Origin of the sequence: Protofrankia sp. CiT1 (genome assembly GCF_917627335.1) — a bacterium.
GTDB lineage: Bacteria > Actinomycetota > Actinomycetes > Frankiales > Frankiaceae > Protofrankia.
In genome coordinates, this window is sequence record NZ_CAKJTP010000024.1 from 17,263 (window position 1) to 30,537 (window position 13,275).

The 13,275-nt window shown below is 67.4% G+C and carries 9 protein-coding genes; 2 read left to right on the forward strand and 7 right to left on the reverse strand.

Features of this window, described 5'->3' with window-relative positions; translation table 11 throughout:
* The 5 genes from MJ785_RS06615 to MJ785_RS06635 form a co-directional block, all read right to left on the reverse strand.
* A partial coding sequence (locus MJ785_RS06615; RefSeq protein ID WP_239309236.1) for a PPOX class F420-dependent oxidoreductase occupies nt 1-407 on the reverse strand: 407 nt, incomplete at its 3' end.
* 267 nt (nt 408-674) lie between these two features.
* A complete protein-coding gene (locus MJ785_RS06620; RefSeq protein WP_239309238.1) occupies nt 675-902 on the reverse strand; it encodes a DUF4287 domain-containing protein in 228 nt (75 codons plus the stop codon).
* A 206-nt stretch (nt 903-1,108) separates the two neighbouring features.
* Nucleotides 1,109-1,411 (reverse strand): hypothetical protein, encoded by a 303-nt coding sequence (locus tag MJ785_RS06625; protein ID WP_239345686.1) that lies wholly within the window; start codon nt 1,409-1,411, stop codon nt 1,109-1,111.
* Nucleotides 1,412-1,467: 56 nt separating this feature from the next.
* Nucleotides 1,468-2,721 (reverse strand): DUF459 domain-containing protein, encoded by a 1,254-nt coding sequence (locus MJ785_RS06630; protein WP_239309242.1) that lies wholly within the window; start codon nt 2,719-2,721, stop codon nt 1,468-1,470.
* A 259-nt stretch (nt 2,722-2,980) separates the two neighbouring features.
* Nucleotides 2,981-4,615, reverse strand: coding sequence for an MBOAT family protein (locus MJ785_RS06635; protein ID WP_239309244.1), 1,635 nt, complete (start codon nt 4,613-4,615; stop codon nt 2,981-2,983).
* Between the two features lie 238 nt (nt 4,616-4,853).
* Between MJ785_RS06635 and MJ785_RS06640 the strand changes: the two genes are divergently transcribed.
* Nucleotides 4,854-5,759 carry an alpha/beta fold hydrolase gene (locus MJ785_RS06640; protein WP_239309284.1) on the forward strand — a complete coding sequence of 302 codons (906 nt, stop codon included), beginning with the start codon at nt 4,854-4,856 and terminating at the stop codon, nt 5,757-5,759.
* Between the two features lie 338 nt (nt 5,760-6,097).
* Complete coding sequence (locus tag MJ785_RS06645; protein WP_239309246.1) at nt 6,098-9,835, forward strand: diguanylate cyclase domain-containing protein; 3,738 nt, start codon at nt 6,098-6,100, stop codon at nt 9,833-9,835.
* On the opposite strand, the gene MJ785_RS06650 is transcribed toward MJ785_RS06645, so the two are convergent.
* Together MJ785_RS06650 and MJ785_RS06655 are read right to left on the reverse strand one after the other, a co-directional pair.
* Nucleotides 9,791-11,797: a VWA domain-containing protein gene (locus tag MJ785_RS06650; protein WP_239309248.1), complete on the reverse strand. Its 2,007-nt coding sequence runs from the start codon at nt 11,795-11,797 to the stop codon at nt 9,791-9,793. The two genes, MJ785_RS06645 and MJ785_RS06650, sit on opposite strands and share 45 nt — an antisense overlap.
* Complete coding sequence (locus tag MJ785_RS06655; RefSeq protein WP_239309286.1) at nt 11,794-13,233, reverse strand: magnesium chelatase; 1,440 nt, start codon at nt 13,231-13,233, stop codon at nt 11,794-11,796. Before MJ785_RS06655 ends, MJ785_RS06650 begins: the two co-directional genes overlap by 4 nt.
* Nucleotides 13,234-13,275 lie beyond the last annotated feature (42 nt).

The window sequence follows — 13,275 nt, forward strand, 5'->3', positions numbered from 1 at the left end:
CCGGAGTGGTCGGGACCGGCGCTGTCGATCTCAATGCTGATCACGCAGCGCTGGTCGCGGATCATGGCGGCGCGATAGTCGTCCCAGTCGGGATGTTCACCGGACAGTGAGCGATAGTAGTCGATGAGGCTCTCCATAGCCGCGGGCAGTGAGATGATCATCGCTCGGCCGCTCACCTGAACCCACGGTCCGTAGAAGGCGTCCGGGAATACGCACAAAGTCGCGCGTGGATCCCGGTACAGGTTGTGGACCTTGTAGGCCGTTTCCCTGCTGCTTATGATGAGTGCACCACCGGTGCTCACGCCGACTACGACCGGTGACATTTGAAGGGTACTGTCCCGGCGAAACGTCGCAAGAACGGCGTGCTGATTGTCGCGGATGTAGGCCCGCGCCGCTTCGATGTCCATAGATTGATTCTCGTTCAAACGGCCTGACGCCACCGCGCCTGTTACTCGCCATCCTGGCGAAAGGCGATCTGACTCCGGTGACTGGCGACCCGGCCGCCCCCTGCGCGGTGGTGCGGGAGCCGTGTAGAACTCAGCAGCCCAAAGGTCACGGGCTCGCGGTTCTTCGTGCGTCCGGCAACCAGGGAGAAGCACAGGCGGTGCGGATCTGGCCGCGGGCGCCGCGCGGCGGCTGGGTCGCTGGCAGGCCGGACCGGGCGAGTCCGCCGGTCATGTACGGATTGCCCGTCGGCGCAGATCAGCCTCGTGAACGACGGCCGCCGCATAGCAGTGCGGAAGGCCATGTTCATCCTGCAGCCAGTTCACGCGTTCGGAGAAGCGCAGGAGGCCTGGTCCGCGGTCGAGGCATCCCAACCAGTGGCCGACGTCGTGTCCGGTGATTCTGGGAATTCGTTCGATAAGGCTGTGGTGGGTCTCTTCGGAGCGTTGTTGTGACATTGATGCCTCCAGTACGCACTGGTCAACGAACCATGGAAGGAGCGTGCACCACCAGTCGGACAACGGCAAGACCCGCCACGGCTGTTACGGGATAACCTTCGTCCGTGACCGATACGGACCTCATGTTCACCGGGGATCTGGTTCAGGAGGTGAGCCGATTGTACGACCGGATCCACGGGTGGACGCCGGGCTCTTGGCGGCGGCGGTCAGCTCTCCAGGGCACCCGCGCCGATCGGGTGCGTGCTCTTGCCGCTGACCTCGCGGACCTGGGCCATCAGGCAGGCTCTGGCGCGCCGGCCGATGTCACCCCACAGCGGCTGGCCGACCATGCGCTTGCGGACCAGATCGTTGTGCTGGCCGCTGACCTGGTCGAGACGTTGCTCCAGGACAATTCTGGTCATGTCGGCGAGGATGCCGTGAATCCTCGCCGTGATATCGCGGAGCGGGCTCGGTCGGCGGTACGGGCCGCTCGCCTGGACCTCGATGGGCCCCGGTTCTGAAACAGGCACCTGAGTTCACCATAATCGGGCCTTCCAGGTAGGGGTAGCCATCCCGGGAAGATGTCTCAGGATATCATGTGCCAGTCGGTGTTGATCTCTTTTATGAAGATATTGGCGACGATGCGGGCGCCATCAAGGGTCAGATGCACACCATCGGTGGAGCGGGCCAGCACGGTCTGTCCGCTGTCGTCGGCGAGGTAACTGGTATAGGCGCCATTGTTTGACATACGGTTGTTGATGTTGACAAAACGGACGCCCGGAACTCTCCGGGCGGCATCCGCGGCGGCGTCCCCGAGCTGGCGGTAATAGCCGTTGAGGGTGGGCTCGCGGGCCGGGGGCAGGCTCATCCAGTAGACTTGCCGCCTGCCCTGCGCTGACCAGATCTGCATGACCACGATCGCCCGTCGGCGGTACTCGGCCAGCCACTGGGGTGATCCGGTCGCGAGTGTGCTGCCGTCCGGCAGGGTGATTCCCTGTGCGTCATTGCCGCCGAGGGCGACCACAACCGCCTCTGGATCGCTGTTGGTGACCTGCTCGCGGGCGTGAACGGCCCAGTCGAAGAAATCCGGGCGCACCAGGCCGGTGCCGGCATGGGTGTCGGTGTCCGCGTGGATGGTCCCGTTGGAGCCATGCACGATCGACGGTCCGATACTGTCGCTCAGCGAGTCTCCGGTCACCAGGAGACGCAGCGGGTTGGCGGCGTCGGGATGGCGCCGCGGCGGTATCGCCATGTCAGCCGGGGCGGATGGCGCGGCGGGGGACGGCCCAGCGGATCCGGGTTTCGCCGCGGCGGGCATCGCGGATGGACGCGCTGCCGGGAGACCGTGCTCGGCGGCACCCGCGTGGGCGGAGCTGTCGGTGCCAGCCTGCAGCACGGGTGGTGGCGGAGCCGTCGGGTCGGTGGCCGCCAGCTCCGACGAACTGGCGGAGGCCCCGCCATGGCCGAATGCCGACGCGAGTTCCCGGGGGATTGCGTCGAGCCCGACCGCGTTGGTGATCCGGTCGAGCGGACGCCCCACGCCGAGCACGATGCTGCGGATCAGCCCGGGTGACATGCCTTCGCCGGCATGGACCATGCCGGCGGCGTCGAGGACGAGCAGCAGGCTGAGGCTGGTGACCACAAGCCTGAATGCCTGTCTGGCTGACACCGTGCCGCCGGGCGCGGCCCCTGGCGGGCGGCGGGCGTTATCGGCATCCATCCGCCCGGCATGTCGTGTGCCGGGGAGCAGCGCGGTTGTCTCCGTGTTCAGCTGGATTTTCGGATCGCTGTGCGTGTGCCCGCAGGCCGCCGGCTCCTGAATCGGCTCCAGCTCGCTCATCGTGCCCCCCAACAAGGTTGGAACCTGCTCTTCGTCATCGCTTGACCGGTGCGGCCCGCTGCTTTCATCCACTGTGCTGCTGCTTTGTCCCCGGCGCTTGTGAGGCTGGCTGCCAGAGAACATATGATCATGTTTCTGCTCGCTCCTCCGGCGGCTCCGCGGATCGTTTACGGCGTGTTTCGGATGCCTCGCGACGCATCCACCTGGCAGCCAACAGCCCCCGCAGGGCTGCCAGCGCAGGACTGCCAGCGCCGATCACTCAGAAACGGAAGTAGATAAATGGCGCTACATCCTGCCGGCCGACAATTCCGTGGGCGACCAGGACACACCCGGCGATGACGACGGCCTGGCCGAAGACGCTGAGCTGAGCGAAAATGTCCGCCGCGCGCAGCCGCCAGCTTTTCGGGACGAGCTGGGTGAGAAGCCCGGCGGCGATGGCGAACAGGACGGTACCCGTCACGAGGGGCGCCGGTCCTGATCCCGTCAGCAGCCGGACGAAGATGTCCATGGCGCCCCCGAGGCTGGGGGAACGGAACAGGACCCAGGCCGCGCAGACGAAATGGAAGACGGCCAGGCGCCTGAGCCACAGCCACATGACCGAACGTATCCGGGATGTCCGGGCGGCCGATCCAACGGCGGTGGCGGCGGTCGCCGTGGAGATCGTTATGGTGGTCGCCGGGGCATGGGCTTCGGCGTCGATACGGGCTTCGGGACGGCCGCCGTCCACCGGCGGCGTCCGTGGCGGCGGCACCTCCGGCCATGCGCTGGTCGAGCTGGTCGAGCTGGTCGCCGCTCCCGCTGGAGCAATCGGGCGGTGTGCTCCCCGCGATGGCATGTGAGCGGGTGGCCGGCGATGCTCGGTCCATCTGCGCTCTGCCGCCAGCCCGATCCCGTGCAGAGCGCCCCAGCCGACGTAGGTCCAGGCCGCTCCGTGCCACAGCCCGCCGATGACCATCGTGATCATGAGGTTGGCGTAGGTGCGCCGAGGGCCGCGCCGGTTGCCTCCCAGCGGTAGGTAGATATAGTCCCGCAACCAGCGGGAAAGGGTTATGTGCCACCGTCGCCAGAACTCGCGCAGGCTGGCCGCGGTGTACGGGCGGTCGAAGTTGTCCGGGAAGCTGAAGCCGAGCAGCAGGGCAATGCCGATGGCCATGTCCGAATAGGCGGAGAAGTCGCAGTAGATCTGCACGCCGTAGCCGTAGATCGCGACCAGTACCTCCAGCGACGAGTGCTGGCTCGGGGTGTCGAAGACCGGATCGACGATCTGTGTGGCAAGCAGATCCGCGAGCGCGGTCTTCTTGACCAGGCCGCCGACGATCAGAAAGGCAGCTCGGGTGACCGGCACCTGGCCCGGGTCGCGCGGGGTGGCCAGCTGGGGGATGAACTCACTGGCCCGCACGATTGGCCCGGCCACGAGATGTGGGAAGAAGGCCTGGTAAACAGCGAAGTCGATCGTCTTCGCCGGGCGGATGTGCCCACGCTGGACGTCAATGGCGTATGACATCGCCTGAAAGGTGAAGAAGGAGATGCCGACCGGCAGCGCGACCTGAAGCAGCGGGAGCGGCGCGGGCAGGCCGATGCGGTTGAGCATCCGGTCGACCGAGAGAGCGAAAAAGCCATAATACTTGAACCAGCCGAGCAGGCTCAGATCGCACGCGATCGTCGCGGTGAGGATGCGCCGGTCCGGCCAGCGGGCCAGGGCGAGTGCGGCCGTCTGGTTGACGGCGGTTGAGGCGATCAGGAGCACAACGAACCGTTTATCGGCATATGCGTAGAAGAAGTATGACGCGCCCAGGATGAAGAGCTTCCACCGGCGCGGGTGGGGCATCAGTAGCCAGGAGCCCGCCATGACCGCGGTGAAGAACGCGGCAAACTCGATTGTCGGGAAGAGCATCGATATTCGTCCCCCCGAATATCACGTTGAGCATCAGCTGATTGACTTAAGGTAGCCGAAGGTCTGCTGGTGATGTCATGGTCACGTCCGCCATCGGCGAGGAGGCGTTCATCGGCGGCTGTTCGGTCCCGACTGTTCGGGTCCTGGCTGGGTGCTCGATTGCGTGCGTATGGGTGACCTTTGGTGGAAGTTCGATGGATTGCGAGCGTCAGCGGCGACCGCTCGCTACCTTCCGTCTATGGGCACGGTTCAGGCCAATGGCATCGAAATCGCGTACGAGCTGCACGGTGACCCCAGCGGCCTGCCGCTTCTCATCGTCAGCGGGCTGGGCCAGCAGCTTGTCGGCTGGCATCCTGATCTTCTCCGCGCGATGGTGCGCCGGGGCTTCCAGGTCGTTGTCTACGACAACCGAGACGTCGGGCTTTCCAGTCATTTCGGCCATCTGGGGCAACCTGATCTTATGGCCGCGCTGTCCGGGGACGCCGGCGTCGTTCCCTACCGGCTCTTGGACATGGCGGCTGATGCCGCCGGTCTGATGGACGCTCTTGGCTGGGAGTCCGCGCACATTTTCGGGATTTCCATGGGCGGCATGATCGCCCAGACGCTTGCGCTGCGCTTTCCCGGCCGTGTGCGCAGTCTGACGTCGGCTTCCTCGACCACGGGCAACCATGCGGAAAGCTGGCCGACTCCGGCCGCGGCCGCCGCTTTGCTGCGCCCGGCTGCGGCGGACCGCGAGGCGTTCATGGACGGAGCCGAGGAGGCGTACAGCGTCATCGGCTCCGGAGAGTTCCCCTACGACCGCGCGTGGGTGCGGGAGCGGGCCGGGCTGGCATGGGACCGCGGGTATGACCCGCAGGGGCCGGTGCGACAGCTGATCGCCATCCTGGTTGCCGAGGACCGGACGGCCGAGCTCGGCCAGCTGACGATTCCGACCCTGGTCGTGCACGGTACGAACGACCCGCTCATTCCGGTTGCCGGCGGGCGTCTCACCGCGGCCGCCGTCCCGGCCGCGGAGTTGCTGGAGATCGATGGAATGGGCCACGATCTCCCGCGCCAGGTCTGGGAGCGCCTGTTGGACAAGATCGACGATGTGGTCCACCGCGGTGAAGCGGCCAGGTCCGCAGGTAGGACCGCTATCGCGTAGTCGCATGTGACAGCCGGCGCTTGGGGATCGACGTGTTTCGACAACTGTCATCCTTGTTACTTTCCGTTACGGATCAGGTGGATACCGGGGTGCTCGCTGGGTATGTGACGGCATGACGTTGTATCATTACACGGAAGTAGGAATTGGATAAAATCCCTGCTTCTTGTTCGCATATTGCTTGCGTTGTTATGACCGACTGCTGATCCGACTGGCTGTCACGAGGGGTAAGGGTCATTCGAACAGGTCCGGTATCTGACAGCCGTCCCGCCTGGTTCGGTGGACAACTCGGCTTCGCTGGTAGGACGGTCGAGCGTGGGCGACCGCGATGGTTCGCCCCGTTGGTCGCCGGCCTGGCGATGATCGTGCTGCTTGCGCTGCTCGTCTTGGTGGTAGGGAAAGCAGGTCTGCGAGCGGCCGAACGGGAGCGATTGTCCGACCGTTCTCGACTGGTTGAACGAATCGCCCAAAATGCGTCGAATATTTATGATCCGGGACAATTGCGAACAGCGGTCGAGCGTTTGTCGTTCAGGCCGGGCCAGCCTGATTCCAACGCGCTGCTGCTGCGGCAGTTCCAACTGACGCCCGCTGGCGATCCGAGCCTGCTCGTCGCCCTTGTCGACCCGGCGGGCACGCCTGGGGCCGCGTTTCCCGCGGGGCATCGGCTGTCGATATCTGATCTTGGTGTGGCCTGGTCTGCCGCGCTCGCTGGCCGTGCGGCCGTGTCGCCCGTGTTCGTGCTGGATGACCGGATCGTGCGGGCCACGGTTGTGCCGGTGGGTGCTGGGCCGCCGTGGGCGATATTGGTACAGGTCGCCGACGAGGCGGTGACCCAGCGGCGCAATGAGCAGCTTGTCGCGTTCGCCGGTGCTCCCGGCGGATTCAGCGATCTTGATGCCATGGGCGTCACGCTCTCATCCTCGGACCAGGCGTCGCGGGGCCGGCGTCTGCTGGCACCGGCGGAGCTCACGGGCCTGGTTCCGGGCACGGTCCGGGTATGGACATCAGGCCGCGGCGCGGCACAGGTGACTACTTTCGCTGCCCGCCAGCGGACGACCGGCTACACGACGATCTTCCGGCAGCCCACCGCGCGCCTGTTCGCTGATCCGCGGGCCGAGCAGCGTCGCTATGATCTGCTTCTGTTCGTTATCTGTGCCGTCTGTCTGGGCGGGCTGGTCGCGTTCAGGCTGCGCCGGGAGCGGGCCGCCAAGCGCGGCCGAGCCCGAGCGCACACCGTGCTCGGCGGCATCCGGGACATCATCGTGGTTGCCGGCGAGAACCGGGCGATGACTTTTGTCAGCCCGGCCGTCTGGGACCTGCTTGGTTATGACCCCGCTTACTGGCTCGGTTACCCGCTGACCGACTTCGCGCACGCTGATGACGTGGAGCGGATCGAGCGGTTACTTGCCGAGCCAGGCGGTGGCACCGCTTTCGATGTGCGACTGACCATGGCATCGGGCGCCACGCGCTGGTTCGACCTGGAGACCAGTGACCTCACCGACCATCCGGCGCTGGCCGGTGTGCTGGTCACCTGCCATGAGACAGGGGAGCGCAAGAGCCTACAGGATCAGCTCAGCCATCAGGCGTCACACGACGCGCTCACCGGTATCCCCAACCGGACGCTCTTCACCAGCGAGCTGGCGGCGGCGGCCGGTGCCGCTCGTTCGGGCGGAGCGCCATTCGCGCTCCTGTTCATCGACCTCGATCACTTCAAGCCGGTCAACGACAGCCTTGGTCATGATGCCGGCGACGTGGTGCTGCGGATCGTCGCGGAGCGTCTCGTCCGGATGCTGCGCGATGGTGATGTGGCGGCCAGGCTCGGCGGCGACGAGTTCGGGATCCTGCTCGCGGGTGCGGACGAGGCGTCAGCGGGCGCGGTCGCCGACCGGGTGATCAAATCCATCCGTGCTCCGATAGCGGTTGGAACCTCGGTCGTTCAGGTCGACGTCAGTATCGGGGTCGCGGCCTCGACGTTGCCGCTGGAGGCCCCCGAACATTTCCTGAGCGTCGCGGACCAGGCCATGTACGAGGCCAAGCGGTCAGGCAAAGGCCGGTTCGTCGTGGCGGCCGCCGCGCGGCCCAGCGCGCCAGCGGGCACGCCGGGCGTCGTGGGCCGGTCACAGATTCCCGTTATTGATCTTTCTAGCGAACCGCACCCGACCGTGCCGCACCAGCCCACGGCCGGCACGGCTGACCGACCCCGCCGCGCATCCGGCCGGCCGGCGCCCACCGGCCGGGCTGGCCGCCATGGGTTTGATCGCCTGCTGACTCCCCTGGTCAGCGGCGGCGTCCTGCTCATGCTGGTCACGGTCATCCTGTGGCTGGAGACGCAGGCGCGTTATGGCGCCGAGCACCGGCGCATGGCCGAGCGGACAGGCCTCACGACCATCATGGCCGACTTCTCCGCGCGCATCGCCGACCCGCAGCGCCTGATCGGGCCCGCTTCGCAGGTCCCCTGGTCGCTGACTGACCAGGCACGTGACACCCAGTTGCTGCGGTCGTTCGCCGCATCGGGCTTCGGCGGGAAGAACTATGTCTGGGCGTTGGCTTCTCCCAGCGGGGGAACCCTGGCCGCGCTGCAGCCGTCCGCCACGCCGCTGCCGATCGGCCCGCTGGACGAGGCCTGGCGGACCGCGCTCGGTGGGCGGGCCGGCAACTCACCGGTCATGACTGTCGACGGCGTCCCGCGTGACTACGTCACCATCCCGGTGATCCGGGCAGGCCAGCCAGTGGCTGTTCTCGTCATGGGTGAGTCGCTGCGGGACTCACCGACCCAGGCCAGTCTGGCGGCCGGCGGCATGCTCGGGCCCGGCCTGGGTGGCTTCTCCATTGTGGACTCCGCCGGAGCGGTCATGTTCTCCTGGAACCCCGCGCTGATCGGGCACCAGCTGGCCTTCCAGCACGACCTGGCCGGCCTGCGGGGCGGTGCGGCCAGGCAGATCCACCCGGCTGGAGCCGATGGCCAGGTCACGCTCGCCGCCGTGATCGGAAGCCTGGCCGACGGTGGGTACGTCATCTTCCAGCAACCGGTTTCGGGCTTCTACGGAGACATCCGGTCCGGCCGGTTGCGCGGTGACGTGAGCCTGCTTGCTTGTATCGCCACCGTGGTCATCGGGTTCACCGTTCTCAGCGGTCGGCGGGAAGCGGCACTGCGCCGCGAAGAAGGACGGCTGCAAGCGCTGCTCCACAACGCGCATGACCTTGTACTTACCAGCGGTGAGGACGGCCGCATCACCTTTGTCAGCTCCGCTGTTGAAGTACTGCTCGGATACCGGACCCCGTGCTATGCCGGCCGGCAGCTACTGAGCGTTGCCCATCCGGAGGACCTGGTCACTCTGGCGGAGTTCTGGCGGCTGGCCAGGGAGGTGGGTACCGCCGCGGTCCGCGACGTCCGGCTACGAGCTTTTGACGGTGGGTATCGCTGGTTCGACATCGAGGCAAGCGACCTGCGCGATCAGCCGGAGGCGGCCGGCATCGTACTGACCTGTCACGAAATCGGCGAACGCCGGGCCTTGCAGGATCAGCTGCGCCACCAGGGCCGCCATGACGCTCTCACCGGGCTGCCGAACCGGGCTGCCTTTGTCCGGCGCCTGCACGGCATCGCCGCGGACGGTGCGGTCTCGACGTTCGCGGTGCTATTTATTGATCTTGACCGGTTCAAGCCGCTGAATGACACCTATGGTCATGACGTTGGAGACAAAGTATTGCGGATCATCGGAGCCCGGCTGGGCCGGGCGCGCGGGGAGGAGGATGTGGTCTACCGCCTTGGCGGCGACGAGTTCGCCGTTGTGCTGTGCGATGCGGACGATACGCAGGCTCACGCCGTCGCGGACCGGTTACTTGACACGATCCGTCGGCCTATGTCCGTCGGGGTGGCGGTGGTCAGCGTTGACGCCACCATCGGCATCGCCGTGGCGGAGTCGGCCGACAGCCTCCCGGAGGTCGTCGTTCACAACGCGGATCTTGCCATGTATCGGGCGAAGAAGGCCGGCCGTAACCGTAACGCGGTGTTGATGCCCACCCCGTCGGAAGCCTCAGGTTCGGGACCGGTGGGAACGTCGTCCGCCACGTGCGTGTAGGTAGTCCCGGACGACGTACTGGCCCAGAGCCGCCGGATCCGGGGAAAACACCCGGCCGCCGTTGCGCCGCGCGACCTCGTCGACGAACTGCACCAGCCGCGGTTCGCTGTCGAGCATGAACACGTTGATCGTTGCGCCGCGCCGGGTCAGCCGGTCCACTTCGGCCAGCGTCAACTCAAGGGTTTCCGGTGCGGGCGGCCAGGAGAAGGCGGGTGTGCCGTTGCGCATCAGGTGCGCGGTCGGCTCGCCGTCGGTGACCACAAGTACGACCGGTTCGGAATCCGGATGTTTCGACACCAGCCGGCCCGCGATCATCAGTGCGTGCTGGAGGTTGGTGCCCTGCACCACTTCGGAGTCCAGCCCGGCGAGCTCCACCGGGCGCAGCAGGCGGGCATAGTCGGAAAAACCGACCAGATGGATCGTGTCCTGCGGAAATTTTGTACTGATCAGCGTGTGCAGCGCGAGCGCTGTCGATTTCGCCACCCCCCACGTCCCGCGCAGCGCCATGGAGTAGGACAGGTCGACCAACAAGCACACCACGGCCGAGGTCCGGCGTTCGGTCTCGACGATCTCGAAGTCGCGGACCTCCAGGCGGATCGCTCCGTCCGGGCCGGTCGGCCCCGCCCGCAGGACCGCGTTGCGAATCGTGTGGACCACGTCGATGGGCTGGGTGTCGCCGAAGCGCCATGGCCGGGACGTCCCGGTGAGCTCGCCGGCCGCACCGGCGTCAGCGGCATCATGGTCACCGCGTCCGTGCGCGTCCAGCCGGCGGAAGATACGGGCCAGCGCGGTCTGCCCGATGCGCCGGACAGCCCGTGGGGTCAGTTCCAGCCGGCCGGCGTTGCGGGTCACGAAGCCCTGGCGTTCCAGCTCCTTTTCGATCTGCCTGAGGGCACGCAGATCGTCGACGGCATCGCGGCCGAGCGCCCGCGCGACCGCGTCCGGGTCGATGTCCTCCAGCGACGCCCCGGCGTAGTCCTGGGACAGCGCGGCAGCCAGTTCATCGAGCTCGGCCAGCTCCTGCAACACGCTGGTGGCCTCCCCCAGGCCGAGCGGGGTGTCGCCGGTCATCGGGCTGCGCAGGTGGCCGCGGGTGGACTGGCCCCAGCTGAGGTCGGGGCGGGCGGCCTGGAGCGCATCGCGCAGCCGGGACAGCTCGGTCGTCAGGCCCATGTCGGCCATGGCCGTCGCCATCAGATCGGCCAGTTCCTGCCGTTGCTGCGGGGACAGGCCCGCCATCAGCCGCGCGGCGGCGGCGGCACGCCGCGCCAACGAGTCCACCAGCTCGTCCAGCGAGCGCGGGTTCTCCGGGAAGAAATCACCGAAGGAGCGCATGAAGTCGTCGAAGACCGCATCGGTGTGCTCGCCGCGGGCATCCGCCTCCAGCATGCTGTTGAGTGCGTTCAGCATCTCCGCCACGCGGGCCATGCTCGCGGGGGTGGCGTTTTCCAGCGCCTGTTTCATACCGCGGAACTGGGTGTCGAGCACCTCGCGGCGGAGCAGGTCGGAGATCTTCGCGAACGTCTTGCGGGCGATGGGCGACCGCCACTCGTAATCCGCCAGCGCGTTCACGGCTCGGGCCGGATCGCCTGGCAGCGCGTCGAGCTCAGCCTCGCGCAGGCGGGCGTCGTCGGAAGGGTCGGGGAACAGCGCGGCCCGCTCCTGCCCGACGGCCGTGTCAAGATATTCGCGGATCTGTTTCAGGGTGCCGTCCAGGCGGCCGCGCGCGCGGGTCTCGCGGCGGCGCTGTTCCACCTGGCGGCGCAGATCTTCCAGGCCACGGTGGTTGTGTGTGCCGCGGCGCAGCAGCGCGTCCAGAGCCTCCCGCGGGGTTCTGCCGTTGAGGATGTGCTCGGACATCTCGTCCAGCGCGCCCGCCACGTCGAACGGGTAGGCAAGGGGATCGGGACCGCCGCCCCACGGGCCGTACCGGAATCCCGCCGGTCCGGTCCCGGCGCTCATCCGCCGTACACCGTCCGGCCCGGCAGCTCCTCCTTGGCGAGCCGCCGGTTGAGGTGCAGCCCTTCCATGGCGAGTTCCAGCCCAGCCGCGGCGAGCCCCGGCGATTCCGCGCCGTCGATGCCGAGCCTGCCGAGGATCGCGGCGAACCCCGGCACCGGGCCCACTCGCCGCAGCAGCTCCGCCGCCGGGACGAGATCGCCGGTCTCGACCGGGCCGTCCACTTCGAAACGCCGTTGCAGACCGCTGAGGTCGGTTCCGGCGAGCCGGGCGCGAAAGGTCTCGGCGAGCGCCCGCCGCAGCAGGTGCGCAAGGATCTCATCCTCCCGCCCCTCCTCCAGCTGGTCGAACTCGATCTTGCCGCGGACCGCCGGCACGATGGCCGAGAGGTCGACGACCCTCGCCGTCGGGACGCTCTCGCCGGCCAGCGCGGCCCGGCGCACCGCCGAGGCGGCCACGGTCTCGACGGCGGCCACCGACAGCCGGGCCGATACGCCGGAGCGGCGATCGACCTGTGGCGCGTCGCGCACCAGCCGGGTGAAGCGCGCGACCACCTCGAGCAGGTGTTCAGGCACAGTGGGAAGGCCCAGCGGTGACTCCCGCCAGGACAGCACGGCCTCCTGCCGGATCAGGGCCAGCTCGTCGCCCAGGCGAAGCGGGTAATGAGTGCGGACCTCGGCGCCGAACCGGTCCTTGAGCGGGGTGATGATCCGGCCCCGGTTGGTGTAGTCCTCGGGATTCGCCGAGGCGACGAGAAACAGGTCGAGCGGGAGCCGCAGGAGGTACCCCCGGACCTGGATGTCGCGTTCCTCCAGCACGTTCAGGAGCGAGACCTGGATGCGTTCGGCCAGATCGGGAAGCTCGTTCACGCTGAAGATGCCGCGGTTGGTGCGTGGTATCAGGCCGTAGTGGACGGTCTCCGGATCCCCCAGGGTACGGCCCTGCGCGACCTTGACCGGGTCGACGTCGCCGATCAGGTCACCGACGCTGGTGTCCGGTGTGGCCAGTTTCTCGCCGAACCGTTGGGAGCGGTGCCTCCAGGCGACCGGGGTGTCGTCGCCGAATTCGGTGATCAACAGCCGGCACCGGATGCACGCCGGAGCATAGGGATGATCGTTGATTTCGCAACCAGCGACCACCGGTGTCCACTCGTCCAGCAGCCCCACCAGGGTTCGGATCAGGCGGGTCTTGCCCTGCCCGCGTTCCCCGAGGAAGACGATGTCGTGCCCGGCGAGCAGGGCGCGTTCGACCTGGGGGAGCACGGTGTCCTCGAAGCCGAGGATGCCGGGGAACCGGTTCTCACCATCCGCCATCCGGGCGAGGGTGTTGTTGCGCAGTTCGGTGCGTACGGACCGGTGCTGATGTCCTGAGCCGCGCAGGACGCCGAGCGTTGTCGGTTCAGGGGACTGCGGGGCCTGAGGCCCGGACAGATCGAGCACTAGTTGACGGTACGTCCCCGCGCTCTCATCCGCAGGGAAGTC

Coding starts and splice junctions, on each gene's coding strand:
- MJ785_RS06620 (WP_239309238.1), bottom strand. CDS start 902: ATGTCACAACAACGCTCCGAAGAGACCCACCACAGCCTTATCGAACGA.
- MJ785_RS06630 (WP_239309242.1), bottom strand. CDS start 2,721: ATGAGCGAGCTGGAGCCGATTCAGGAGCCGGCGGCCTGCGGGCACACG.
- MJ785_RS06635 (WP_239309244.1), bottom strand. CDS start 4,615: ATGCTCTTCCCGACAATCGAGTTTGCCGCGTTCTTCACCGCGGTCATG.
- MJ785_RS06640 (WP_239309284.1), top strand. CDS start 4,854: ATGGGCACGGTTCAGGCCAATGGCATCGAAATCGCGTACGAGCTGCAC.
- MJ785_RS06650 (WP_239309248.1), bottom strand. CDS start 11,797: ATGAGCGCCGGGACCGGACCGGCGGGATTCCGGTACGGCCCGTGGGGC.